Source organism: Streptomyces sp. NPDC001617, assembly GCF_053596855.1.
Map to the genome: position 1 here is coordinate 179,184 of NZ_JBSFHA010000008.1, position 24,226 is coordinate 203,409.

The 24,226-nt window shown below is 70.7% G+C and carries 18 protein-coding genes, 4 tRNA genes, 1 other RNA gene and 2 pseudogenes; 10 read left to right on the top strand and 15 right to left on the bottom strand.

Annotated elements, in window-relative coordinates:
- Positions 1 to 140: 140 nt before the first annotated feature.
- A complete protein-coding gene (locus ACWC09_RS09390) occupies positions 141 to 983 on the bottom strand; it encodes a hypothetical protein (protein ID WP_450849938.1) in 843 nt (280 codons plus the stop codon).
- A 224-nt stretch (positions 984 to 1,207) separates the two neighbouring features.
- Between ACWC09_RS09390 and ACWC09_RS09395 the strand changes: the two genes are divergently transcribed.
- Positions 1,208 to 2,314 (top strand): Leu/Phe/Val dehydrogenase, encoded by a 1,107-nt coding sequence (locus ACWC09_RS09395; RefSeq protein WP_450849939.1) that lies wholly within the window; start codon positions 1,208 to 1,210, stop codon positions 2,312 to 2,314.
- Between the two features lie 308 nt (positions 2,315 to 2,622).
- Positions 2,623 to 2,877: a DUF3073 domain-containing protein gene (locus tag ACWC09_RS09400; RefSeq protein ID WP_123990237.1), complete on the top strand. Its 255-nt coding sequence runs from the start codon at positions 2,623 to 2,625 to the stop codon at positions 2,875 to 2,877.
- 143 nt (positions 2,878 to 3,020) lie between these two features.
- On the opposite strand, the gene purM is transcribed toward ACWC09_RS09400, so the two are convergent.
- The 7 genes from purM to purS form a co-directional block, all read right to left on the bottom strand.
- Positions 3,021 to 4,091: a phosphoribosylformylglycinamidine cyclo-ligase gene (gene purM / locus ACWC09_RS09405; protein ID WP_450849940.1), complete on the bottom strand. Its 1,071-nt coding sequence runs from the start codon at positions 4,089 to 4,091 to the stop codon at positions 3,021 to 3,023.
- 34 nt (positions 4,092 to 4,125) lie between these two features.
- Positions 4,126 to 5,655 carry an amidophosphoribosyltransferase gene (gene purF, locus ACWC09_RS09410; RefSeq protein ID WP_450849941.1) on the bottom strand — a complete coding sequence of 510 codons (1,530 nt, stop codon included), beginning with the start codon at positions 5,653 to 5,655 and terminating at the stop codon, positions 4,126 to 4,128.
- Between the two features lie 61 nt (positions 5,656 to 5,716).
- Positions 5,717 to 6,118, bottom strand: a complete 402-nt coding sequence (locus ACWC09_RS09415) for an META domain-containing protein (protein WP_450849942.1) — start codon at positions 6,116 to 6,118, stop codon at positions 5,717 to 5,719.
- A 52-nt stretch (positions 6,119 to 6,170) separates the two neighbouring features.
- Entirely contained in the window at positions 6,171 to 6,968 is a 798-nt protein-coding gene (locus ACWC09_RS09420) for a sterol carrier family protein (RefSeq protein WP_450849943.1), read from the bottom strand.
- A 243-nt stretch (positions 6,969 to 7,211) separates the two neighbouring features.
- Positions 7,212 to 9,470, bottom strand: a complete 2,259-nt coding sequence (gene purL / locus ACWC09_RS09425; RefSeq protein ID WP_450849944.1) for a phosphoribosylformylglycinamidine synthase subunit PurL — start codon at positions 9,468 to 9,470, stop codon at positions 7,212 to 7,214.
- Positions 9,467 to 10,147: a phosphoribosylformylglycinamidine synthase subunit PurQ gene (gene purQ, locus ACWC09_RS09430; protein WP_450849945.1), complete on the bottom strand. Its 681-nt coding sequence runs from the start codon at positions 10,145 to 10,147 to the stop codon at positions 9,467 to 9,469. The genes purL and purQ overlap by 4 nt, the downstream gene beginning before the upstream one ends.
- The gene (gene purS, locus ACWC09_RS09435) at positions 10,144 to 10,407 is read right to left on the bottom strand and encodes a phosphoribosylformylglycinamidine synthase subunit PurS (RefSeq protein WP_067445574.1); all 264 of its coding nucleotides are present in this window, start codon (positions 10,405 to 10,407) and stop codon (positions 10,144 to 10,146) included. Before purS ends, purQ begins: the two co-directional genes overlap by 4 nt.
- Before the next feature lie 290 nt (positions 10,408 to 10,697).
- On the opposite strand from purS, the gene ACWC09_RS09440 reads away from it, so the two are divergent.
- The 6 genes and pseudogenes from ACWC09_RS09440 to ACWC09_RS09465 all read left to right on the top strand — a co-directional run bounded on the left by ACWC09_RS09440 (position 10,698) and on the right by ACWC09_RS09465 (position 12,496).
- A complete protein-coding gene (locus ACWC09_RS09440; protein ID WP_450849946.1) occupies positions 10,698 to 11,015 on the top strand; it encodes a histone-like nucleoid-structuring protein Lsr2 in 318 nt (105 codons plus the stop codon).
- 136 nt (positions 11,016 to 11,151) lie between these two features.
- Positions 11,152 to 11,223: transfer RNA gene (locus ACWC09_RS09445), tRNA-Gly, on the top strand.
- A 99-nt stretch (positions 11,224 to 11,322) separates the two neighbouring features.
- Positions 11,323 to 11,395, top strand: a tRNA-Gly gene (locus tag ACWC09_RS09450).
- A 47-nt stretch (positions 11,396 to 11,442) separates the two neighbouring features.
- Positions 11,443 to 11,777 (top strand): annotated as a pseudogene (locus ACWC09_RS09455) (ABC transporter ATP-binding protein); the annotation flags it as partial.
- Between the two features lie 4 nt (positions 11,778 to 11,781).
- Positions 11,782 to 12,400: pseudogene (locus tag ACWC09_RS09460) on the top strand (response regulator).
- Between the two features lie 23 nt (positions 12,401 to 12,423).
- Positions 12,424 to 12,496: transfer RNA gene (locus ACWC09_RS09465), tRNA-Gly, on the top strand.
- A 180-nt stretch (positions 12,497 to 12,676) separates the two neighbouring features.
- Here ACWC09_RS09465 and ACWC09_RS09470 read toward each other — a convergent pair.
- On the bottom strand, positions 12,677 to 13,285 hold the full coding sequence (locus tag ACWC09_RS09470) for a TetR/AcrR family transcriptional regulator (RefSeq protein WP_450849947.1): 609 nt from the start codon (positions 13,283 to 13,285) through the stop codon (positions 12,677 to 12,679).
- A 171-nt stretch (positions 13,286 to 13,456) separates the two neighbouring features.
- Here ACWC09_RS09470 and ACWC09_RS09475 point away from each other — a divergent pair, with 171 nt between their 5' ends.
- A complete protein-coding gene (locus tag ACWC09_RS09475) occupies positions 13,457 to 14,170 on the top strand; it encodes an SDR family NAD(P)-dependent oxidoreductase (protein ID WP_450849948.1) in 714 nt (237 codons plus the stop codon).
- A gap of 108 nt (positions 14,171 to 14,278) precedes the next feature.
- On the opposite strand, the gene ACWC09_RS09480 is transcribed toward ACWC09_RS09475, so the two are convergent.
- The 6 genes from ACWC09_RS09480 to ffs all read right to left on the bottom strand — a co-directional run bounded on the left by ACWC09_RS09480 (position 14,279) and on the right by ffs (position 23,932).
- Positions 14,279 to 15,178, bottom strand: a complete 900-nt coding sequence (locus ACWC09_RS09480; protein WP_450849949.1) for a phosphoribosylaminoimidazolesuccinocarboxamide synthase — start codon at positions 15,176 to 15,178, stop codon at positions 14,279 to 14,281.
- An 84-nt stretch (positions 15,179 to 15,262) separates the two neighbouring features.
- On the bottom strand, positions 15,263 to 16,756 hold the full coding sequence (locus ACWC09_RS09485) for a N,N-dimethylformamidase beta subunit family domain-containing protein (RefSeq protein ID WP_450849950.1): 1,494 nt from the start codon (positions 16,754 to 16,756) through the stop codon (positions 15,263 to 15,265).
- A gap of 171 nt (positions 16,757 to 16,927) precedes the next feature.
- Positions 16,928 to 18,844 (bottom strand): hypothetical protein, encoded by a 1,917-nt coding sequence (locus ACWC09_RS09490; RefSeq protein ID WP_450849962.1) that lies wholly within the window; start codon positions 18,842 to 18,844, stop codon positions 16,928 to 16,930.
- A 378-nt stretch (positions 18,845 to 19,222) separates the two neighbouring features.
- A complete protein-coding gene (gene purD / locus ACWC09_RS09495; RefSeq protein ID WP_450849951.1) occupies positions 19,223 to 20,476 on the bottom strand; it encodes a phosphoribosylamine--glycine ligase in 1,254 nt (417 codons plus the stop codon).
- Positions 20,477 to 20,601: 125 nt separating this feature from the next.
- Positions 20,602 to 23,082 carry a DNA polymerase III subunit gamma and tau gene (locus ACWC09_RS09500; protein WP_450849952.1) on the bottom strand — a complete coding sequence of 827 codons (2,481 nt, stop codon included), beginning with the start codon at positions 23,080 to 23,082 and terminating at the stop codon, positions 20,602 to 20,604.
- Between the two features lie 753 nt (positions 23,083 to 23,835).
- Positions 23,836 to 23,932: signal recognition particle sRNA small type (gene ffs / locus ACWC09_RS09505), an RNA gene on the bottom strand.
- Between the two features lie 107 nt (positions 23,933 to 24,039).
- Here ffs and ACWC09_RS09510 point away from each other — a divergent pair.
- Positions 24,040 to 24,124 (top strand) — tRNA-Ser (locus tag ACWC09_RS09510).
- The last annotated feature ends 102 nt before the right edge of the window (positions 24,125 to 24,226 follow it).

Here is a 24,226-nt window from a genome sequence, read left to right on the forward strand (position 1 = left end):
CCGGATCGGGGCGTACGTCCGATGTTGACGAAACCTCAGGAACCCCGGTGGCAGGACGAAACCCCAAAACGGGCGATTCGTCAAACGCCAGTTCGTTACCTGGGGGTACGCGGAGCCCTCCAGAGCACCTCGAAGCCCGCTCAGTTCGCCGAGCGCCGGTCCCTGACCGACCGCCAGCGCTCCACGAGCCGGGCGTACGCCTCGCCCGCCGCCGCCCCGTCCCCGTGCCGCAGCGCCTCGATGCCCTCGGCGACGTCGGCTGCCGAGTGATCGTCCTCGAGCTCGCCGGCCGGCAGGGTGTGCACCAGTCCGCCGTAGTCCAGCTCGACCAGCGACCGCGGGTGGAACTCCTCCAGCCAGCGCCCGACGTCCACCAGGCCGTCGATGAGCGGCCCCTCGTCGATGGAGTCCTTGAGGGCCCGCAGGCCCCGCGCCACCCGGCGCCGGGCCTGCACCATCGGCGTGCGGTAGCGCAGCATCGGCGGGATCTCGCCGGAGCCCTTGTCGAAGCGCCGCTCCTCGTCCGCGACCAGCACGAACCAGTGCAGCGGCACCTGCCAGGTGGCCGTGCGGATCCAGGGGCGGGCGTCCGGGTTGCGGACCAGCCAGCGCTCGTAGTCGTAGGTCGCCTGGCGCCGTACGAACTCGGGCAGGGCGGCGTTCAGGACGGCCTTGGGAAGTTCGTCGGGCAGCTCCTGGAGGGCCTGCCAGCCGCGCAGCCGGGTGCGCCACGGGCACACGCACACCACGCCGTCCACGTCGAGCACGAACGCGTCACTGCTCTCCTGCACCGGCACCGGGATGGGCGGGGTGGGCACCAAGTCGGCCAGGGAACGACGCAGTTCGTCCTGGTAGGAGGGGCGGTCGGGGCGGCGGGCGTAGCGCGCCCAGTGGGTGCGCTCCGGTTCCGGGAAGGCGGCCAGCGGTTCGTAGACGCGAAGGTACGTCGCGTACGGGACGATCACCGAGGACACCTTGGGCACGCCTGCTCCCTCCCCCGCCCACCACCGGGATAACCTGCCGAACCCGCTCACAAACGCGCGGGAAATCTATGCAAATCGTCGCACGGACGCACCTGGGCCGTGAGTGATCCTTAGCACTGCGGGGATGACGGGGCTCCCAGGCTCTAATCTCGTCCTCACAGGCCCCGCCACCCGCACGGGGACTGGTCTCCACCCCGCCGCTACTTACTTCAGGAGTCACCACAGTGACCGACGTAACCGGCGCACCTGCTGATGTACTGCACACCCTGTTCCATTCGGACCAGGGCGGACATGAGCAAGTCGTGCTCTGCCAGGACCGTGCCAGCGGCCTGAAGGCCGTCATCGCCATCCACAGCACCGCTCTGGGCCCCGCCCTCGGCGGTACGCGCTTCTACCCGTACGCCACCGAGGCGGAGGCCGTCGCCGACGCGCTCAACCTCGCGCGCGGAATGTCGTACAAGAACGCCATGGCCGGTCTCGACCACGGCGGCGGCAAGGCCGTGATCATCGGCGATCCGGACCGGGACAAGAGCGAGGAGCTCCTCCTCGCCTACGGCCGCTTCGTCGCCTCCCTCGGCGGGCGGTACGTGACCGCCTGCGACGTCGGTACGTACGTCGCCGACATGGACGTCGTCGCAGGTGAGTGCCGCTGGACCACCGGGCGCTCCCCGGAGAACGGCGGCGCCGGCGACTCCTCCGTCCTCACCGCCTTCGGCGTCTACCAGGGCATGCGCGCCAGCGCCCAGCACCTGTGGGGCGACCCCTCGCTGCGCGGCCGCCGGGTCGGCATCGCGGGCGTCGGCAAGGTCGGCCACCACCTCGTCACGCACCTGCGGGACGAGGGCGCCGAGGTCGTGATCACGGACGTGCGCGAGGAGGCCGTGGGCCGGATCCTCGCGGCCCACCCGGCGGGCGTGACCGCCGTCGCCGACACCGCGACCCTGATCCGTGCCGAGGGCCTCGACATCTACGCCCCGTGCGCGCTCGGCGGGGCCCTGAACGACGACACCGTGCCGGCGCTGACCGCGACGATCGTCTGCGGGGCGGCCAACAACCAGCTCGCCCACCCGGGCGTCGAGAAGGACCTCGCCGACCGCGGGATCCTCTACGCGCCGGACTACGTGGTGAACGCCGGCGGTGTCATCCAGGTCGCCGACGAGCTGCACGGCTTCGACTTCGACCGGTGCAAGGCCAAGGCGGCGAAGATCTTCGACACCACGCTGGCCATATTCGCACGTGCGAAGGCGGACGGGATTCCGCCGGCCGCGGCGGCCGACCGGATCGCCGAACAGAGGATGAGCGAAGGACGTGCGGGACGCCCGGCGCTCTGATTCCGGGAGAGATTCCGGGCGTCCGGACGTTTGACCGGTACCCGTCGGCGGGCACTTAGAGAGAACTCTCACGTTCGTCGGCGGGTCGCCTGCCAAGAAGTGGTTAAAATCGCGGTTGACCAGCGGGGACAGGGCGCCCCGAGGGCCCTGGGCGCGGTCACGTCCTGCGGGCGACGTACCGTATGGGCGCGGGCTCAGGTACCGTGGAAGCCCTACGGACCGGTCTCTCAAATGAGAGTCCGTTCCAGATCATGAACGCGTGTCAAGACTCTGGGGCCACCGAGCCCCGTATCCGAGGGGGTCGAGCCATGGGGCGCGGCCGGGCAAAGGCCAAGCAGACGAAGGTCGCCCGCCAGCTGAAGTACAGCAGCGGCGGGACTGACCTGTCGCGTCTGGCCAATGAGCTGGGCGCTTCGACTTCGAGCCAGCCGCCGAATGGCGAGCCGTTCGAGGACGACGACGAGGAAGACGACCCGTACGCCCAGTACGCGGATCTGTACAACGACGACGAGGACGAGGACGACGAGTCCGGTCCGTCGTCACAACATCGCCGCGGCGCGTAATGCTTGTAGCGGCCTGGCCGCTCTGACCCGGTCCGGAGCTTTGCACCGGACCGGGTTTCATGCTGCCGTGGCGGGGCTCCGCCCCGGACCCCGCTCCTCAAACGCCGGAGGGGCTGGATTCAGGGCGGGACTCGACGCTGGATCTATGCGTGGTCGCCGACCATCTCGGCGCCCGTCGCGTGCTCGCCGCGCTCCGTGATCTCGCCGGCCACCCATGCCGCGACACCCCGGTCCGCCAGGGTCGCGAGCGCCACGTCCGTCGACTCCTCCGGCACGATCGCGATCATGCCGACGCCCATGTTGAGGGTCTTCTCCAGCTCCAGGCGCTCGACCTGACCGGTCCTGCCGACCAGGTCGAAGATCGGGTCCGGGGTCCAGGTGGAGCGGTCGACGATCGCGTGGAGGCCGTCCGGGATGACACGGGCCAGGTTGGCGGCCAGACCGCCACCCGTGATGTGCGAGAAGGCGTGGACGTCCGTCGTGCGCGTCAGCGCCAGGCAGTCCAGCGAGTAGATCTTGGTCGGCTCCAGCAGCTCCTCGCCGAGCGTACGGCCGAGCTCCTCGATGCGCGCGTCCAGCGACAGGCCCGCCTGGTTCAGCAGGACGTGCCGGACGAGCGAGTACCCGTTCGAGTGAAGCCCGGAGGACGCCATGGCGATCACCGTGTCACCCGTCCGGATACGATCCGGGCCCAGCAGCCGGTCGGCCTCCACGACGCCCGTACCGGCGCCGGCGACGTCGAAGTCGTCCGGGCCGAGCAGACCGGGGTGTTCGGCCGTCTCGCCGCCCACCAGGGCACAGCCGGCCAGCACACAGCCCTCGGCGATGCCCTTGACGATCGCGGCGACCCGCTCGGGGTGGACCTTGCCGACGCAGATGTAGTCGGTCATGAACAGCGGCTCGGCGCCGCACACCACGATGTCGTCCATGACCATGGCGACCAGGTCGTGGCCGATGGTGTCGTAGACGCCCAGCTGACGGGCGATGTCGACCTTGGTGCCGACGCCGTCCGTGGCGGAGGCGAGCAGGGGGCGGTCGTAGCCCTTGAGGGCGGAGGCGTCGAAGAGGCCGGCGAAACCGCCGAGGCCGCCGAGGACCTCGGGGCGCTGCGTCTTCTTCACCCACTCCTTCATCAGCTCTACGGCGCGGTCGCCCGCTTCGATGTCGACGCCGGCAGCCGCGTAGGAAGCACCGGTGACAGGAGTCTCAGACATTGCCTGGGATCTTTCGGGTTGGTTTCTACGAGGCTTACGGGCGACGGATCGCGTCGGCCGCGGCCGTGGCTGCGGGACCCGCGGCCAGCTCGGTCTCCAGGAGCTGCTTGCCGAGCAGCTCGGGGTCCGGCAGCTCCATCGGGTACTCGCCGTCGAAGCAGGCGCGGCACAGGTTCGGCTTGGCGATGGTGGTCGCCTCGATCATGCCGTCGATGGAGATGTACGCCAGGGAGTCGGCGCCCAGCGAGGTGCCGATCTCGTCGATGGTCATGCCGTTGGCGATCAGCTCCGCGCGCGTGGCGAAGTCGATGCCGAAGAAGCAGGGCCACTTGACCGGCGGCGAGGAGATCCGGATGTGGACCTCCGCCGCGCCCGCCTCGCGAAGCATGCGCACCAGCGCCCGCTGGGTGTTGCCGCGGACGATCGAGTCGTCCACGACCACCAGGCGCTTGCCCTTGATGACTTCCTTCAGCGGGTTCAGCTTCAGGCGGATGCCGAGCTGGCGAATGGTCTGCGAGGGCTGGATGAACGTACGGCCGACATACGCGTTCTTCACCAGACCCGCGCCGAACGGAATGCCCGAGGCCTCCGCGTAACCGATGGCGGCCGGGGTGCCGGACTCCGGAGTCGCTATCACCAGGTCGGCCTCGACCGGGGCTTCCTTGGCGAGCTTGCGGCCCATCTCCACGCGGGAGAGGTAGACGTTCCGGCCGGCGATGTCGGTGTCGGGGCGGGCCAGGTACACGTACTCGAAGACACAGCCCTTGGGCTTCGCGTCCGCGAATCGGGAGGTACGGAGGCCGTTCTCGTCGATCGCCACGAACTCGCCCGGCTCGATCTCGCGGACGTAGCTCGCGCCGCAGATGTCGAGGGCGGCGGACTCGGAGGCGACGACCCAGCCGCGCTCCAGGCGGCCGAGGACCAGCGGGCGGATGCCCTGCGGGTCGCGGGCGGCGTAGAGGGTGTGCTCGTCCATGAAGACGAGGGAGAAGGCGCCGCGGACCTTCGGGAGGACCGTGTGGGCGGCCTCCTCGATGGTCAGGGGCTTGCCGTCCGCGTCCTCCTGGGCGGCGAGCAGGGCCGTGAGGAGATCGGTGTCGTTGGTGGCCGCCACACGAGGGGTGCGGCCGCCCTCCTTCTTCGGCAGGCCGGCGACCATCTCGGCGAGCTGGGCCGTGTTGACCAGGTTGCCGTTGTGGCCGAGCGCGATGGAGCCGTGCGCGGTGGCGCGGAACGTCGGCTGGGCGTTTTCCCACACGGAGGCGCCGGTGGTCGAGTAGCGGGCGTGTCCGACCGCGATGTGACCCTGGAGCGAACCGAGCGAAGTCTCGTCGAAGACCTGGGAGACAAGGCCCATGTCCTTGAAGACGAGGATCTGGGAGCCGTTGCTGACCGCGATACCCGCGGATTCCTGGCCTCGATGCTGGAGGGCGTAGAGCCCGAAGTAAGTGAGCTTGGCGACCTCTTCACCGGGAGCCCAGACTCCGAAGACGCCGCAAGCGTCCTGGGGGCCTTTCTCGCCGGGGAGCAGATCATGACTGAGTCGACCGTCACCACGTGGCACGACCCCGAGTGTAGGCGAGATCGACCACTGGTCCGAATTGGGGTTACTCACCAGTAGTGGATCACTTGGCGGCGGAGGCGCGGACCGTCGGCCCGTTTTCCCTGGTCAGAGTGAGGGTGTCGTGATCGACTCGGTAGCCGACCGTGTGGCCGAAGAGGCCGAGCAGGGTCCGTTCGGTCTTCATGAGTGAGGCGTCGCACATCATTCGGGTGGTCAGGGGTCGGCCGAGGGTGATGTGTCCGCTGCGTACGGTCGCCGTCGCGTTGACGTAGTTGCAGCCGAGCCGGCCGCCGACCTTGTGGGTCTTCGCGTCGAAGGTCAGATAGGCCTGCTTGCCGGCGTTCGGTGAGGTGACCGTCCACTTGGTGCCCAGCAGCGGGGTGACATCCGCGTCCGGGCCGGCGCACGCCATCGCGAGCGGGACCACTGTCAGGACGGCGAGGGTGAGTCGCTGTTTGTCCATGGGGATGGGACGGGAGGGGCGGACGCCCGGTTCCGCCCGGCGGCATGAGCGCTCAGCTCATGACGGGCAGCAGCCCGCCCAGATCCGCCCGCTCGCCACTGGCCGCGACCTTGGCCTCCGCCACGGCGTCCTTCCACGCCACCCGCCCGGTCGCGAGCCGGATCCAGGTCAGCGGATCGGTCTCGACGACGTTCGGCGGCGTCCCGCGGGTGTGCCTCGGCCCTTCCACGCACTGCACGACGGCGTACGGCGGAATCCGCACCTCGGTCGAACCGCCGGGGGCCTTCACGGCGAGGGCATCGGCGAGCAGCCGGGTGCAGGCGGCGAGGGCCTGGCGGTCGTACGGCACGTCGAGCTCCGGTACGGCTGCGTTCAGGTCGTCGGTGTGGACGACGAGTTCGACGGTGCGGGTCACGAGGTACTCGGCCAGCGGCATCGCCCCGGCGTTCGTGTCGAGCAGCCGGGCGCCGGGGTGCGCGTCCAGGTGCCCGACGAGGCTCCGCTCGATCTCGGCGAGGTAGGCGTCCAGGTCCGGGTTCCGATCGGCGAGCCGGTGCGCGAGGCCGGCCAGGGCATCGGCGTCGGCGGAGGTCGCGAACGGCCAGTCGAGCACGGTGGCGCCCTGTCTGCCCGGCTCCGGCCGGTCGAGGAAGCGGCCGATCGCCGAGAGCGCCCCACCGATGTGCGCGACGAGTTCCCGTACGGTCCAGTCGCCGAGCCGGGTCGGCAGCGCGAGGTGCTCGGGCGTAAACCCGGCCACCGCCTCCCGTACGTTCCCGAACTGGGCGAGTACCGCGGCGCGGGTCCTGACCGGGTCGTAGGTACGGGCGCGCTTCTTGGCCGGAGACATGCCGGGGAGCCTAGTCCGCTCACGCCTCGCGCGCGTATCTCCAGCCCCCGCTCGACCAGTGCGAAGGCCCGCTCGGCGTCCGCGGCCGCGTCCGCGACGACCCCTCCCGGGCTCTCGCCGGCGGCGATGCGGGCGACGTACTCCTCGATCAGGGCGTGGCCTGGTGCCACAGCGGGACCGAATGCCGAAGGCCCCGCCCGTTCGGAACGGGCGGGGCCTTCGGCGTCGTACTCCCGAAGGGACTTACGCGAGCAGCGCCGGGATCGTCTCCTCGTGTGCCTTCCGCAGCTCCTCCAGGGAGAGCTCGAACTCGCCCTGGAGCTCGACGCTGTCGCCGTCCACGACACCGATGCGGGTGACGGGCAGACCGCGTGCCCCGCACATGTCGTTGAAGCGGACCTCCTCGGAGCGCGGCACGGCGACGACCGCGCGGCCCGCCGACTCGGAGAAGAGGAGGGTGAAGGCGTCCAGACCGTCCGGGACGATCAGGCGGGCGCCCTTGCCGCCGAGCAGCGCCGACTCCACGACCGCCTGGATCAGACCGCCGTCGGAGAGGTCGTGCGCGGAGTCGATCATGCCGTCGCGGGAGGCGGAGATCAGGATCTCGGCCAGCAGGCGCTCGCGCTCCAGGTCGACCTTCGGAGGCAGGCCGCCGAGGTGGTCGTGCACGACCTGCGACCAGGCCGAACCGCCGAACTCCTCACGTGTGTCGCCGAGGAGGTAGAGCAGCTGGCCCTCCTCCTGGAAGGCGACCGGCGTGCGGCGGGCGACGTCGTCGATGACACCCAGGACCGCGACCACGGGGGTCGGGTGGATGGCCGCCTCGCCCGTCTGGTTGTAGAGGGAGACATTGCCGCCGGTGACCGGGGTGCCCAACTGCTGGCAGGCGTCGGCCAGTCCACGGATGGCCTCCGCGAACTGCCACATCACGGCCGGGTCTTCGGGCGAACCGAAGTTCAGGCAGTCGGAGACCGCGAGGGGCTTGGCGCCGGTGGTCGCCACATTGCGGTAGGCCTCCGACAGCGCCAACTGGGCGCCCGCGTACGGGTCCAGCTTGGCGTAGCGGCCGTTGCCGTCCGTCGCGATGGCGACACCGAGGCCGCTCTCCTCGTCGATGCGGATCATGCCCGAGTCCTCGGGCTGGGCCAGCACCGTGTTGCCCTGCACGAAGTGGTCGTACTGGGAGGTGATCCACTTCTTGGAGGCCTGGTTGGGAGAGCCCACCAGCTTCAGGACCTGGTCCTTCAGCTCCGCCGAGGTCGCGGGCCGCGCAAGCTTGCCCGCGTCGTCCGCCTGGAGCTCGTCCTGCCAGGACGGGCGGGCGTACGGGCGCTCGTAGACCGGACCGTCGTGCGCGACCGTCCGCGGGTCGACGTCGACGATCTTGCCGCCGTGCCAGAAGATCTCCAGCCGGTCGCCGTCGGTGACCTCACCGATGACGGTCGCGATGACATCCCACTTGTCGCAGATCTCCAGGAACCGGTCGACCTTCGCCGGCTCCACGACCGCGCACATACGCTCCTGCGACTCGCTCATGAGGATTTCCTCCGGCGAGAGCGTCGAGTCGCGCAGCGGTACGTCGTCCAGGGTCACGCGCATGCCGCCGGAGCCGTTGGAGGCGAGCTCGGAGGTGGCACAGGACAGACCGGCCGCACCCAGGTCCTGGATACCGACGACCAGCTTCTCCTTGAACGCCTCCAGGGTGCACTCGATGAGGAGCTTCTCCTGGAAGGGGTCGCCGACCTGGACCGCCGGTCGCTTGGAGGGCTTGGCGTCGTCGAAGGTCTCGGAGGCCAGGATCGAGGCGCCACCGATGCCGTCGCCGCCGGTCCGGGCGCCGTACAGGATGACCTTGTTGCCCGCGCCGGAGGCCTTCGCGAGGTGGATGTCCTCGTGCCGCATCACACCGATGGCACCGGCGTTGACCAGCGGGTTGCCCTGGTAGCAGGCGTCGAAGACGACCTCGCCGCCGATGTTCGGGAGGCCGAGGCAGTTGCCGTAGCCGCCGATGCCGGCGACCACGCCCGGGAGCACGCGCTTGGTGTCCGGGTGGTCGGCCGCACCGAAGCGGAGCGGGTCCACGACCGCGACCGGGCGCGCACCCATCGCGATGATGTCGCGGACGATGCCGCCGACACCGGTGGCCGCGCCCTGATAGGGCTCCACGTACGACGGGTGGTTGTGCGACTCGACCTTGAAGGTGACCGCGTAGCCCTGGCCGACGTCGACGACGCCCGCGTTCTCGCCGATGCCCACGAGCAGCGCATCGGACTGGGGGGCCTTCTCGCCGAACTGGCGGAGGTGCACCTTCGAGGACTTGTAGCTGCAGTGCTCGGACCACATGACGGAGTACATGGCGAGCTCGGCGCCGGTGGGCCGGCGGCCGAGGATCTCGACGACCCGCTCGTACTCGTCCTTCTTCAGGCCGAGTTCGGCCCAGGGCAGCTCGACGTCGGGGGTCGCGGCCGCGTGCTCGACCGTGTCCAGAGGCGTCCGGCTCATGCGTTGACCAGCTTCTTGAGGATCGAGGTGAAGAAGGGGAGACCGTCGGTGCGGCCGGAGCCGATGAGCGGCTCGACGGCGTGCTCCGGGTGCGGCATGAGGCCTACGACGTTCCCGGCCTCGTTGGTGATGCCGGCGATGTCCCGCAGCGAGCCGTTCGGGTTGAAGTCCACGTACCGGAAGGCGACGCGCCCCTCCGCCTCGAGCTTGTCGAGGGTGTACTCGTCGGCGACGTACCGGCCGTCCATGTTCTTCAGCGGGATGTGGATCTCCTGGCCGGACTCGTAGTCGACGGTCCAGGCGGTGTCCGCGTTCTCCACCCGCAGCTTCTGGTCGCGGCAGATGAAGTGGAGGTGGTCGTTGCCGAGCATCCCGCCCGGGAGGAGGTGGGCCTCGGTCAGGATCTGGAAGCCGTTGCAGATGCCGAGGACCGGGAGGCCGGCCTTCGCCTGCTCGATGACCGTCTCCATCACCGGCGAGAAGCGGGAGATGGCACCGGCCCGCAGATAGTCGCCGTAGGAGAAACCGCCGGGGAGGACCACCGCGTCGACCTGGTGGAGGTCCTTGTCCTTGTGCCAGAGGGCGACCGGCTCGGCGCCCGCGAGGCGGATCGCGCGCTGCGTGTCCCGGTCGTCGAGGCTGCCCGGGAAAGTGACGACGCCAATACGAGCGGTCACTTCACGGCCTCCGCGACTTCCTCGACCCGTACGGTGAAGTTCTCGATCACGGTGTTGGCGAGGAAGGATTCCGCAAGATCGTGGATGCGGGCGAGCGCGGCCTCGTCGACCGGCCCGTCAACTTCCAGTTCGAATCGCTTTCCCTGACGTACGTCGGAGATGCCTTCGAAACCCAGCCGCGGCAGTGCGCGCTGCACCGCCTGGCCCTGGGGGTCGAGGATCTCCGGCTTGAGCATGACGTCGACTACGACGCGTGCCACTGGCACTCCCGGTGGTGTGGTGCTGAGCGGTTCCTGCGGGTGTCTCCGACAGGTGTCTTCAGACTACCCGCACAAAATTTCTACGCGCGTCGACTTGTAGGAATCTACGTGACCACGGTCACGATCAGCCCTCCACGAGGCCGTTCACCAAAATTTCCGGGAAAGATGCACGATCGACAGCCGATACCTATTGCGCTCGGACACGCGGAAGGATTTAGTCGAGCTTCACAATGCATTGCCGGACACGGTACAAATGAATTGGCAAGTGCCGTACGAAGGGACCGATATTCGTGGCGCAGAAAGTCGTGGTCACTCTCTTTGACGACATCGACGGCTCGGAAGCGGCGGAAACGATCGCCTTCGGACTCGACGGCAAGTCGTACGAGATCGACCTGAATCAAGCCAATGCCAAGAAACTGCGTAAGGCGCTCGAGCCCTACGTGGAGGCGGGTCGCAAGCGGTCGAAGTCGGGCAAGACCTACCGACAGACGGAGGTCGCCCCCGATCCGGCCGCCGTCCGGGCCTGGGCACAGGCCAACAAGATGGACGTGCCGGCTCGCGGCCGTATCCCCAAGAAGGTCTACGAGGCGTTCAGCGCGGCGCAGTGAGCCGGGCAGGCGCCTTGGACCGACAGCCGGTCATCCGCCCCTCGGGACAACCGACTTGCGTTGCACCCCATCCGGTCAGCTAGAGTCTGGAGCACGCCGAGGGGCGAGGCCGAAAGGCCCGGCCCACGGAGTACATGCGGGTGTAGTTCAGTAGCAGAACATCCCCCTTCCAGGGGGAAGGCGCAGTGTGCAATTCCTGTCACCCGCTCTGCACCGCCGGTCCGGACCACTCTGGGGGCACCCCCTCTGGGGGAGGATCAGGTAGGCTGGTGCTCGCGCCGATCGGTGGGAGCCGGTCGGAGGCAATGCGGACGTAGCTCAGTTGGTAGAGCGCAACCTTGCCAAGGTTGAGGTCGCGAGTTCGAACCTCGTCGTCCGCTCAGGAGTAAGACCCCGGTCCACTGGACCGGGGTCTTTTTCGTAGGCCATGGGCACGAACAAACACGGACACGTGATTGAGGTCACCGACCTACCGGCGTGTGTACGGGGCGGGTTCGAGGCGGTGCGCGCAATCACGTTTTCCGTGGACCGCGGCGAGATCTTCGCGCTGCTCGGCACCAATGACGCAGGCTTCCGTCCGAGGCGACCGTGGCGGAGACCGCGCGGATGTGGGCGGGGTGTGTGAGCGAGGCCCGGCCGGAGGAGGAGGCCCTCGCCCCGGTCGGGCTCGTGGGGCGGGCCCCCGTACGGGTGAAGCAGTGGTCCGGGGGTGAACGACGGCGGCTGGACCTGGCGCTCGCGCTGCTGGGCAAGCCCGAGGTGCGGACTGCTCACCGACGACGAACGCCTCATCCGGGGTGCGCCGGCCGCGCTGCTCGCGCCGGAGGACGACCTCGCGGTCGTCGCCCGAGGCGGCGAGCGGGCCGGAGGCGATGGCAATGACGATGGCGATGGCGATGGCGATGGGGAGGGCACACGAACCGGATGTGGCGGTACCGGATCTTCAGATGCCGGGCGTGGACGGTGTGAAGGTCGCCACATCCCTGTGCGCCGAACTGCACGGCTGCCAGGTGCTGATCGTGACCGGACATGGGCGGCCCGGGCATCTGAAGCGAGCGCATGCGGCGGGTGTGCGCGGGTTCGTCCCCAGGACCGTCAGCGCCCAGCGGCTCGCGGAGATCATCCGGACGGTGCATGCCGGACAGCGGTATGCGGACCCGGAGTTGGCGGCCGCCGCCATCGCCGCCGGGGCCTCCTCGGCGACCGCCCGGGAGGCCGAGGTACCGGAACTGGCCGCCGGCGGCGCGCCGGTCGCGGAGATCGCCGAGCGGGCCGCGCTGTCGCAGCGGACGGTCCGCACCTGTCTCTCGTCGGCCGTCTCCACACTCGGTGCGGAAAACCGTCACGCTGCCGTGCGGCTCGCCCGCGAGCGAGGTTGGGTATAGTGAACTCCGCGCCACGGCGCAGTGCGGACGTAGCTCAGTTGGTAGAGCGCAACCTTGCCAAGGTTGAGGTCGCGAGTTCGAGCCTCGTCGTCCGCTCGGGAAGAAGACCCCGGTCCACTGGACCGGGGTCTTCTCATGTCCCTGGTGCTGTGACCGGAAACGATCACCGGGGTGGTGCTGACCGACCTCAGCGTCACTGGTGATACGGCCAGGCCCGCAGACCGACGAGTTCGGCGCTGTCGGACCACGGATTCCGGGCCGGCCGGTCGCCGCGGGTCAGCCGCGCACTGCGGCCAGGCATTCGTCGTACAGGTCGATGATGTCGCCCTTGCCGCCGTTGTCGACCCACGTCATCGACGCGGCATCCAGGCACGCGAACGCCGTCGCGATCACCGCGCGGGCCCTCGGATCCGCGCTGCCGACAGGAGCGTCCATGCGCGCTTCGACGAGCGGCAGCAGGTCCTCCTGGAACCGCAGCCGCTTCTCGAGCCAACCGGCACGCAGCGAGGCGGTGTTGTGCAGGAGACGGAACCGCTCCAGGGCCTGCTCGCGGCTGTCATGCAGGGCCAGTACGGCAGCGACCCCTGCGCGCAGGGCCTCCCAGACACCGACTTCGGCCGACAGTTCGCTGATCGTGTCCGTCAGGACTTGCCCGAACCGGTCCTGGTCGCCGCCGAGAAGGTCTTCCTTGGTACCGAAGTAGCGGAAGAGGGTGCGCTGGGAGACGCCGGCCTCTCGGGCGATCTGGGCGATGGTCGTCTCGTCGTAGCCCTGCTCGGTGAACAGGCGCAGAGCCGTCTCGAGGATCTCCCGGGAGGCCAGCTGCCGTGTCCGGTCCCACAGCGTGGTCGGTGCACCCGTCGCTGTCTTGGCTTCCTGCTTCATGTCACCAGATTAACCCAGTACTGCCAGAGTGGCGCTTGCGTGCAACTTGGCAGCTACTGCCAAGCAGTCGTACGCTGCCAACGGTGACCGTCGCGGTACAGCCCATCGCCCCACGGACCGGCGCCGCTCACCGATCCCCCCACCTCCCAGAAGCACGCAAAGGAACGCATCATGTCTGCACCTGCAGCTTTGATCACCGGTGGAACCAGCGGCATCGGCAAGGCGACCGCTGAACTGCTCCACTCTCGCGGCTACCGCGTCATGGTCACCGGCGTCAGCAATATCGCCCACGCCGGACTTCCCGAAGGCGTCACGGTCGTTCGGGCCGATGCACGGTCCCTGCCGGACATCGACCATGCGATGGAGCAGGCACGCCGGCACTTCGGCTCCCTCGACCTGCTCTTCCTCAACGCGGGCATCTCCCGTCCCGGCCCGATCGAGTCAACCGACGAAGACGCCTTCGATGCCCTGTTCGACATCAACGTCAAGGGCACCTTCTTCACCCTGCAGAAGGCGCTCCCGCTCCTCAACGAGGGTGCCTCGGTCGTGTTCACCGTGGGCGCCGGCGAAGGGCTCGGAGCCGCCATGACGGCCGCCAAGGGCGCTCTGGTGCCCCTCATGCGGTCCCTCGCGCTCGAACTCGCCCCCCGCCGCATCCGCGTCAACGCCGTCAGCCCAGGACTGATCAACACCCCTGCCTACAGCAAGATGGGCGTCTCCCAGGAAATGATCGACTCCTGGGCTGAGGGCGTCCCGCTCGGCCGCGTCGGCGCTCCCGCCGACATCGCCGAAGCCGTGGCCTTCCTCGCCTCGGACGCCGCCGGCTACCTCACCGGCGACAACCTCATCGTCTCCGGCGGCCTCGGGGTCCACGGCCGCCCCTGACGAGCAGTCCCACCGTGCCTCCCCACGCCGGATGGATACGGCCCACCCATCCGAACGGCGTAGACGCCGCCACCGGACGGAAAACGGTGAACCCATCCGGTCACAGCACTAGCTCCAGGCCGTGCCCGTCAAGCGCTCGTACGCCTCCACGTACTTCGCCCGGGTCGCGGCCACGACGTCCTCCGGCAGCGGCGGCGGGGGCTGCTCGCTCTTCCGGTCCCAGCCCGAGGCCGGCGAGGTCAGCCAGTCGCGCACGAACTGCTTGTCGTACGACGGCTGCGCGCGCCCCGGCTGCCACTGGTCGGCCGGCCAGAAGCGGGAGGAGTCCGGGGTGAGGACCTCGTCGGCGATGACGAGCGTCTCCCCCTCGAAGCCGAACTCGAACTTGGTGTCCGCGAGGATGATCCCGCGGTCGCGGGCGATGTCCCGGGCGCGGGAGTAGACGGCGAGGGTCGCCTGGCGCAGCTGGGCGGCGGTGTCGGCGCCGACCTGGCGGGCGACCTCCTCGTAGGAGACGTTCTCGTCGTGCTCGCCGACGGCGGCCTTGGTGGCCGGGGTGAAGATCGGGGCGGGCAGCTCGCTGCCGTCGACCAGCCCCTCGGGGAGGGCGAGCCCGCAGACGGTACGGGACTCGTTGTACTCCAGCAGGCCCGAGCCGGTGAGATAGCCGCGGGCCACGGCCTCGACCGGGACCATCTGGAGCGACTTGCAGATGAGGGTGCGGCCCGCCCAGTCGGCGGGGGCGTCGGCCGGCAGTTCGGTGCTGAGGACGTGGTGCGGGATCAGATCACGGAGCTGGTCGAACCACCACAGCGAGAGCTGGGTGAGGACGCGGCCCTTGTCCGGGATCTCCGTCGGCAGCACCCAGTCGAAGGCGGACATACGGTCACTGGCGACCATCACGAGGTCGCCGGCCTCGTTCTGGTACAGCTCGCGCACCTTGCCGGTGTGCAGGTGTACCAAGCCCGGGACCTGAATCGGCTCGGGCTTTTCTACGAATCCGGACACGGTTCCTCCCCGTGGTTCTGTCCAATGGGCTCGATTCTCCCTTATGCCGGAGATCGGGCTTGGGCCGGGGCTCTCGGGCCGGGTTCAGTCACGTTTGCAGATGCGGTCCAGGAGGTTCGCCGTGGCGCGCTGGACACGGGGGTCGACGTGGCCCGGACGGTCCAGGGACGGGGACCAGGCGAAGGTCCCGGACGCGAAGATCAGGGCTCCGGAGGGGGCGCGGTAGAGGGACGTCTCCTGGTGACGGAGGACGCCCTCGGAGTCGGCGTACGGGGAGTGCGCGAGCAGGATGCGGTCCTCGTGCTCCGGCAGCGGGGTGCGCGGGAAGTAGCGGTCGGCCTCACCGGCGACCAGCCCCTCGATCTCGTCGCCCTCATGGGCGCCGGTCGCATCCCACAGCCAGTGGTCGGCGTTACGGACGATCAGGGGATGGGGCTCGGGGACCCGGCCCGCGTACTGGATGCCCACCACCTGCTGCTCGGGGCGGTCGATTTCGCGCCAGAGGACGGGTTTGCCGGGGCCCTTGCGCTTTCGGCAGGTGAGCAGACGGTCGGGGACGCCGGACGGGGAGGGGCCCAACTCCACCTGCCAGTACATGGTGTTGGCGGAGAGGAAGACGAGCGAGGTGCCGTTCTCCCGGGCCAGCTCCACGGTGCGGCGCATAGGGGCCGACCAGTACTCGTCGTGGCCCGGGAAGACCAGACCGCGGTAGCGGGTGGGGTCGACATGGCCCGCGTGCAGGTCGCGGGCGTCGGCGTAGGCGACGTCGTAGCCGTAGCGCTCGGCCCAGCGGATGAAGTCGTAGGCGTGGCCCACGTGGAGGGGGAGGCCGGCGCCGGCGTACGGGCGGTCGAAGGAGACCGTGGTCGCGGCGTCGGACTCGCCGAGGAGACGGCCGCCCTCGTCCCAGGCGTGGTAGAGGCTGGCGCCGGTGCGGCCGTCCTCCGGGTAGAGATTGTACGCCTGCCAGGTCACGTCGGGCAGGAGCAGGAGCAGGTCGGCGGGGTGCCGGTCGCGGACCGTGAAGGGGATGTGGGAGCGGTAGCCGTCGGCGGTGGTCAGGACGGCGACATAGGCGCCGATGCTCCAGTACGACGGGATCTGCAGGCGCCAGGACAGCCACCAGTGGTGGCAGGAGACCGTGCGGTCCGCGGTGAGCGGCGGGGGCTGGACGATGCCGGAGAGACGGGGACTGGTGGTGATCTTGGACGCGCCGTCACCGCCGTAGTGGCCGATGCGGTAGATGTCCACGCCGAACTCCTGCGGCGGGTCGACCGTGATGTGGAAGTCGACGGCCTCGCCGGGGGCGACGGCGCCGGTGGAGGTGAAGCCCTTGATCTGGCGGCGGACGTCGTCGGCGGAACGGGGGCCGCCGGCGGAGCGCGGCGCCGGGACGCGGGGGATGTCGGCGCCCGGGGGATGGGCCTGGCCGTCGACGTACCAGGGGACCACCTGGCCGGTGTCGTCGAAGTACGTGACGTTGCCGCGGAGCCAGGGGACGGGGCCCTGACCGAAGGGGTCGGTCACGGCGTGTGCCAGTGCTCCGGATTCCCAGCGGCGGATCTGCTCCGACCCCATGGTCGCTCCCCTCCCTCATGCCCCCGTGGTCGCGTGTCCTGTGCCGTAAGCCCTTGCCATGTGCGGGATCGGTCCCAGCACATCACATTACGCACGCATGTGGTCACAGTTCGTTGCGAATTGACCGAAAGTGGAACGAGGTGTTCCGGTACGTCGATGAGGTGCGGGGCGTCAGACGAGGCGCACGGGTTTCTCCGGGCGTATGCCCGACTCGCGGAGCCAGCTGCGGAGGGGGGCCGGGTCGCCGTCCTCGACGAGGCTGAGGACTCGGGGGGCGAGGTCGGCGGCGCGCTCGCCGTCGAGGAGGAGGGTGGGGCCGTCGAGCCAGTCCAGGCCGGGGCTGGCGCCCGCGGTGTCCATGGCGGCGCAGCAGATCATGGCGGTGACGTGGTCGGTGAGGAGTTCTCGGGCCGTGCGCGGGGGCTGGAGCGGGAAGAGGGGGAGGGTGGCCTCGTCCCAGGGGGCGGTGAGGGTCGGGGTGGGGGTGGTTGCGGTGGCTTCCTCGCGGGCGAGTTGGGCGGTGAGGGCTGCGGCGAGGGTGGTTGCGCGCTCGTTCTCGGCTTCGGCTTCGGCTTCGACCATCGCGTTCCCACCCGCACCATTCGTACTACCCGCATTACCTGCACCACTCGCATTACCTGCACCACCCGCACCGCTTTCGTCGTCGGGCGCGGGTGGCCCCTGTGGGGCGGATTCGCCGTCGGCGGCCGCGGGTTCGTTCGCGACGGCGCGCCGCGGCTCGCCCGCGCCGACGGGCGGGGGCTCGCTCGGCCCGTCGGGTTTCGTGTCCTGGGGTGGAGCGGCTGTTCCCGTCGGCGGAGCCGTCAAATGGTCCAGGATTCTCGACAGTGTCGGGCCGTCCGGATCCGGGGTGGTCGGGTCGGCTCTGTGGATCACGCCCAGCGTGTCCAGGACTCGGTGCAGGCGGGCCGCGTCGGTGCGCCATTTGCGGTCCACCACCTCCTCCGGGTACTCCTGCCAGTCCACCGGGGACCAGTCGGGGCCGCGCTCGGCGGGGCCGCCGTGGAAGAGGCGGGCGGCGAGGAGGGAGGCGGCCTCGTCGATCGCGCCGGGCTCTTCGAGGAGGTCGCAGGCCGGGCGTTCGCCCAGGCGGGAGGCGAAGCCCTCGGCCAGGCGGTCCCGGCGGGAGAGTTCGGTGAGGGCCGCGACGACGCCCGCGTCCAGACGGGAGGGCCAGCGGCCCATGCGCCAGGCGGGGAGCGCGACCCGGGTGAGGAGGCGGTCCCAGCCCGCGTAGGCCAGGCCCACCTGTTCCTGGGCGACAATGCGCAGGCCGTAGTCCACGGCCTGTGCACGCTCCGCCGCCGCGGCCGCGACCCCGCGCTCCATCAGCGCCGCATGCTCCCGGCAGCTGCGGAGCAGGAGGCGCGCCACCACACCGAGCCCCGCGCAGACGACGCGGGTCACTGGGCAGCGGCCCGGCGTGGCGGCGACGGCCACCGCGGCGTCCAGCCCGCGCACGAAGCGGCGGGCCGCGGCTATGTCGGGGTGCGCGGACGGGCCCGTACCGGCGACGACCGGAGCCAGCACCGCGCGCAGCTCGCCCACCCGCATCCACCACAGGAACGGCGAGCCGATGACCAGAACGGGGGCCGCGGTGCTACGGCGGTGCGGCCCCCGTACGCCCGCCAGCTCGTCGCGGTCCTCGCGCGGGGGCGGGCCGTGGGCCGGGTGGGTGCGGTCCTCCAGCCAGCTGTCGCAGTCCGGGGTGAGCGCTATCGCGGAGGGGGCGGGAACGTCCAGGCGGTCGGCCAGGTCGCGCACCATGCGATACAGGTCCGGCGCCGAGTCCTCCGGAATGGGGACCGTCGGGCTCACGGCCGGGCGGGCCCGGGCGACGACCAGGGCGATGGCCCCGGCGGCGAGCAGCACGACGACCGCGACGGGAGTCACCGCCCAGCGGGCGGCGTGCCAGACCGGGCCCACGAGGTGGCCCGTGGAATCACCGGCCAGCAGGATCACGGCGGCCGCCGCGGGCAGCAGCGCCACGGCCAGCGCGCGGCTGCGGATGCGCAGCACGGCGAGAGCCCTCGAGCGCGCGGCCTGCGCGCCCGCTTCCACACCCATACCGGTACCGGTCACGACCGGACCTCACCCCCTCCCCAGCTGTGCTGGCAGCCCTGCTGTCCTGGCGTTGCTCACTCCCCCACTGTGGCACCCGCCACTGACATCGCAATGCCGGTGGGCCAAGTGCCGGAACGCTTGCGCCGCACCCTAGTTGGGGCCCGGGGCCTCGTCAGCCGTATGAGGGAGCGCTCACTCGATGGAATGGCTTTGGTCAGAGGTGGATGACGGACTGCGAGGATCAGGCCTCTGTTTTTGACTCAGGTTCTAAGAGTGGCGGGCGGGAGACGACCGAGGTGGGGACGGCGACAGGCCCCGTATCCGAAGACGGATGCGGGGCCTGCGGGGTTCACTCCGGCGGGGAGTCCGGGCCGAGTCGGATCAGGCGCCTGCCGCCGCCTTCGCCGCGATGTCCGTGCGGTGCTGGGAGCCGTCCAGGTGAATGCGGGAGAGCGCCTGGTACGCGCGGTCGCGGGCCTTGCTGAGGTCCTTGCCGATGGCCGTGACGGACAGGACGCGGCCGCCCGCGCTGACCACCGCATCGCCGTCGTGCCTGGTGCCCGCGTGCAGCACGTAGGCGTGCGGGGCGTCCTCGGCGGCGACCTGGTCGAGGCCGGTGATCGGGTCGCCGGTGCGCGGGGTGCCGGGGTAGTTGTGCGAGGCGACGACCACGGTGACCGCGGCGTCCTCGCTCCAGCGCAGGGGCGGCAGGTCCTCGAGGGTGCCGTTCGCCGCCGCGAGCAGGACGCCGGCCAGCGGGGTCTTCAGACGGGCCAGCACCACCTGGGTCTCGGGGTCGCCGAAGCGGGCGTTGAACTCGATGACCCGGACGCCGCGTGAGGTGATCGCGAGGCCGGCGTAGAGAAGACCGGAGAAGGGGGTGCCGCGGCGGCGCATCTCGTCGACCGTGGGCTGCAGGACGGTGTCGAGGACCTCTTGGACGAGCTTCGGGTCGGCCCAGGGGAGCGGCGAGTACGCGCCCATGCCGCCGGTGTTCGGGCCCTCGTCGCCGTCGAGGGCGCGCTTGAAGTCCTGGGCGGGCTGGAGCGGGAGGACCGTCTCGCCGTCGGTGATGGCGAAGAGGGAGACCTCGGGGCCGTCGAGGAACTCCTCGATGACGACGCGCTCACAGGAGTTGGCGTGGGCGCGGGCGGCGTCGAGGTCCGGGGTGACGACCACGCCCTTGCCGGCGGCCAGGCCGTCGTCCTTGACGACGTAGGGAGCGCCGAAGGCGTCGAGGGCCGTGTCGACCTCGTCCGGGGTGGTGCAGACGTAGGAGCGGGCCGTGGGGACGCCGGCCCCCGCCATGACCTCCTTCGCGAAGGCCTTGGAGCCCTCGAGCTGTGCCGCCTCTCCGGAGGGGCCGAAGACCGGGATCCCCGCCTCGCGCACGGCGTCCGCGACTCCGGCGACGAGCGGCGCCTCCGGTCCCACGACCACCAGGTCGGCGCCGAGCCGTTCGGCGAGCGCGGATACGGCTGTGCCGTCCAGGGCGTCGACCTGGTGCAGCTCGGCCACCTCGGCGATGCCGGCGTTGCCCGGCGCGCAGTGCAGGGCGGTGACGTCGGGGTCGAGGGAGAGGGAACGGCACAGGGCGTGTTCGCGGGCGCCGCTACCGATGACGAGGACCTTCACGGGGGTCAGCCTAACGGGGTTTCCGTGTGGAGTGCCGAGGGGGCGGGGGTTGGTGAGCTGTGCGTTCCTCCAAGTCGGCGCCGTTGGGTGGGGGTGACCGTCCCTCAGACAACCGAGAAGCCCCGCTACTCGTTCGTGAACTCCTCCATCACGGTCGCCCCCAGCTCCCGCACGATCAGTTCGTGGCCCGAGAGCGCCGACTCGTTCAGGTCGGGGTCATCGTCCTCGGGGATGTCGTCCTCGATGGAGACCGGGGGTGGCTCCGCAGCCGACGGCCGGGGTGCCGGGGACGGGGCGGGAGCGGCGGCTGCCGCGGGGGTCGTGGAGGTGGTCACCGTGGGCTGGGGGGATGCCGGGCGCTGGGCGGTCGTAGCGGTGCCGTAGCCCGCTGTGGCGCCGCCGGTGCCGCCGCTGCCGTAACCGCTTCCGGTGCCGGCGGCCCCGTAGCCACCGGAGCCTGTGGCGCCTGCGCCGTGGCCGCCGTTGAAGCCGGTCGAGCCCGACGGGGCGCCGGGCGGCATCGGTGCGGAGCCGCCCGTCGGGTCGACGACCGCCTCGATCTTCCACTGGACGTTGAACTGCTCCGCCAGCGACTGCTTCAGCACGTCCTCGCTGCCGCTGCTGACGAAGTTGTCGCGGGCTCCCGCGTTGACGAAGCCCAGTTGGAGGGTGGTGCCGTCGAAGCCGGCCACCTGGGCGTTCTGGCTGAGCAGGATCCAGGTGAAGCGGCGGCGGTTCTTGACCGCTTCCAGGATGTTCGGCCAGAGCATGCGGGGGTCGAGGCCGCCGCTCGGGGGCGCGTAGGCGGCAGCCGCCGCGGGGGTGGCCGACGGTGGGGTGGCGGCGGGCGGGGGCGCACTGGGCTGTACGGCCGCGGGGGGTTGTCCGGCGCCCGCCGGTGTCGCCGTCGGCCAGCCGCCCGGGCGTCGGCCGCTGCCGGCGGTGGCCGCGGTGGGCCAGGCGCCGGGGGCGGCGGCCGCCGGGGCGGGGGCCGGCGTGGGCTGGGGCTGCGGGGTGGGTTCCGGTGCCGGCTGGGGCGGGGTGGCTGCGGGGGTGGGAGCAGGGGTGGGAGCGGGGGCTCCGTGGCCGGGCTGCACGGGAGGCTGCGCGGCCTGGCCGGCCTGTCCGGCAGCCGAGGTGCCCTGGCCGGCCTGTCCGGGGCCGCCCACGCCCGCCGCAGGTGCCGTAGCGCTGCCGCCGCTCGGCGCGCCCGAACCCCGTACCGCCGCACGGGCAGCGGCCGGGCCGCCCCCGGGCGGGACCGGTGCACCGCCGCCGGGCATGCCGACACCACCGGGGCCGCCCGGCACCCCACCGCCCGCCATTCCAGCGCCACCGGGGCCACCGGGCATCCCGGGACCACCGGCGCCGCCCTGCATCGCGCCTCCATGTGCCTCCGGGCCCGGCACATAGCCCATGGCGGGCATCGCGCCGGCGCCCGCGAGGTTCACGCCGCGCTCGATCCGGTCCAGGCGGGCCATCACCGAGCGCTCGTCCCCGTATGCGGCCGGGAGCAGCACGCGCGCGCAGATGAGTTCGAGCTGGAGGCGGGGCGAGTTGGCGCCGCGCATCTCGGTCAGGCCCTCGTTGACGAGGTCGGCGGCGCGGCTGAGTTCCGCCGCTCCGAAGGTGCTCGCCTGGGCCTGCATGCGCTCGATGACGTCGGCGGGGGCGTCGATGAGCCCCTTCTCCGCGGCGTCCGGCACGGCGGCGAGGATCACCAGGTCCCGCAGGCGCTCCAGCAGGTCGGCGACGAAGCGGCGCGGGTCGTTGCCGCCCTCGATGACATGGTCGACGACCTCGAAGGCGGCCGCGCCGTCACCGGTCGCGAAGGCCTCGACCACGGAGTCGAGGAGCGAGCCGTCGGTGTAGCCGAGGAGGGAGGTGGCCATGGCATACGTCACGCCTTCCTCCCGCGCTCCGGCGAGCAGCTGGTCCATGACGGACATGGAGTCACGCACGGAGCCCTGGCCGGCCCGGACGACGAGGGGCAGCACGCCGTCCTCGACCGGGATGTTCTCCTTCCCGCACACCTCACCCAGGTACTCGCGCAGGGTGCCGGGCGGCACGAGGCGGAAAGGGTAGTGGTGGGTCCGGGAGCGGATGGTGCCGATGACCTTCTCGGGCTCGGTCGTGGCGAAGATGAACTTGAGGTGCTCCGGGGGCTCCTCGACGACCTTCAGCAGCGCGTTGAAGCCGGCCGACGTGACCATGTGGGCCTCGTCGATGATGTAGATCTTGTAGCGGCTGGCGGCGGGGCCGAAGAAGGCCTTCTCGCGCAGCTCACGGGCGTCGTCCACACCGCCGTGCGAAGCCGCGTCGATCTCGATGACGTCGATGGAGCCGGGCCCGTTGCGCGCCAGGTCACGGCACGACTGGCACTCGCCGCACGGTGTCGGCGTAGGCCCCTGCTCGCAGTTCAGACAGCGGGCGAGGATGCGCGCGCTGGTCGTCTTGCCGCATCCGCGCGGCCCGCTGAACAGGTACGCGTGATTGACCCGGTTGTTCCGCAGCGCCTGCTGCAACGGGTCGGTGACATGCTCCTGCCCGATGACCTCGGCGAACGACTCCGGGCGATAGCGGCGGTACAGCGCGAGAGACGACACGCATACGAGGTTATAGGCGCCCACTGACAACACGGACCGCCCCGAGGCCATGGCCGGGACGGAGGCGGATGCCGGGGCCCCGCTGCGACGAAACCCAGATCCCGAACGCCCGCCCGCGCGCGATACGGCACACGGTGGCCGCGTCCCTGGCTCTCCCCGCGCTGCTGCTGACGGGCCTGGCCCTCCCCCTGGTCGTACTGCCGGCCGGCAGTGAGAAGGCCCACACCCTCATCACCCTCGAGCCGGCGCTCCTCTCCTACGCGGCCGTCCTGCTCGCGGCGCTGGTGCTCCCCGGCGCGACCGCCCAGGCGCTGCGCCGCCGCGACCCGATCCGCGCGGGCGCCCTCAGCACCAACTGGAACTGGCTATGCGGCCTGGCCCTGATCCCCTTGGCGGGCATGGCCACGTTCGCGCTCACCCCGCCGACGGGCCTGACGACGCCACTGGACGCCCACCTGGCCCTCACGATGACGGTGACGGCGGCCGCCCTCTCGGCCCTGCGCCTCCTGACGGCCTTCTTCCTCCGCCTGCGCCCGCACGGCACCGGGCTCGGCCGCGACATGTTCATCACGCAGAACACGCCCAACGTCTTCCTGTGGCTGGCCATGACGGCGGTGTTGGCCCCCACCACGGGCCACCACCCGTCCGTGATCGGCCTGGGCGTGGCGCTGGTCTTCTTCCTGGCCGTCTACGCGGACGAGCGGATCTTCCTGGACGCCCACCGCCGGGACCTGTCCCCCACACCCCCGGAACGCAGAAGACCCCCCACGCACCCGCCAGAGCCGACCTACCCTTGCTGCCTTCCGGCCCTGGGGGAGTTCAGTCAGATAGCGCCGCGTGAGGGGCTGCTCCCAGCGTACCCGATCCCCACCGCACTCTCGCCCGCCCCTCCCACCGGCACATCCCTCCCCTGAACGAGTTCGCGAGCACCCTTCCGGGTCATGTAATGTTTCCGGCGGAGGATTCGCCTAGAGGCCTAGGGCGCACGCTTGGAAAGCGTGTTGGGGGCAACCCCTCACGAGTTCGAATCTCGTATCCTCCGCAGCCGCCTGAACAGGCGAAACGAAGAGCCGAGCCACGAAAGTGGCGCGCCGACCGACTCGACGCCGGCGACCTCGACGCCGAGCGGCACCCCGAGCGAGTC

Bases quoted from the DNA above. Each gene is read 5' to 3' on its own strand.
- ACWC09_RS09400 (WP_123990237.1), top strand. From the start codon at position 2,623: ATGGGGCGCGGCCGGGCAAAGGCCAAGCAGACGAAGGTCGCCCGCCAG.
- purM (WP_450849940.1), bottom strand. From the start codon at position 4,091: ATGTCTGAGACTCCTGTCACCGGTGCTTCCTACGCGGCTGCCGGCGTC.
- ACWC09_RS09415 (WP_450849942.1), bottom strand. From the start codon at position 6,118: ATGGACAAACAGCGACTCACCCTCGCCGTCCTGACAGTGGTCCCGCTC.
- ACWC09_RS09420 (WP_450849943.1), bottom strand. From the start codon at position 6,968: ATGTCTCCGGCCAAGAAGCGCGCCCGTACCTACGACCCGGTCAGGACC.
- purL (WP_450849944.1), bottom strand. From the start codon at position 9,470: ATGAGCCGGACGCCTCTGGACACGGTCGAGCACGCGGCCGCGACCCCC.
- ACWC09_RS09470 (WP_450849947.1), bottom strand. From the start codon at position 13,285: ATGAAGCAGGAAGCCAAGACAGCGACGGGTGCACCGACCACGCTGTGG.
- ACWC09_RS09475 (WP_450849948.1), top strand. From the start codon at position 13,457: ATGTCTGCACCTGCAGCTTTGATCACCGGTGGAACCAGCGGCATCGGC.
- ACWC09_RS09485 (WP_450849950.1), bottom strand. From the start codon at position 16,756: ATGGGGTCGGAGCAGATCCGCCGCTGGGAATCCGGAGCACTGGCACAC.
- ACWC09_RS09490 (WP_450849962.1), bottom strand. From the start codon at position 18,844: ATGGGTGTGGAAGCGGGCGCGCAGGCCGCGCGCTCGAGGGCTCTCGCC.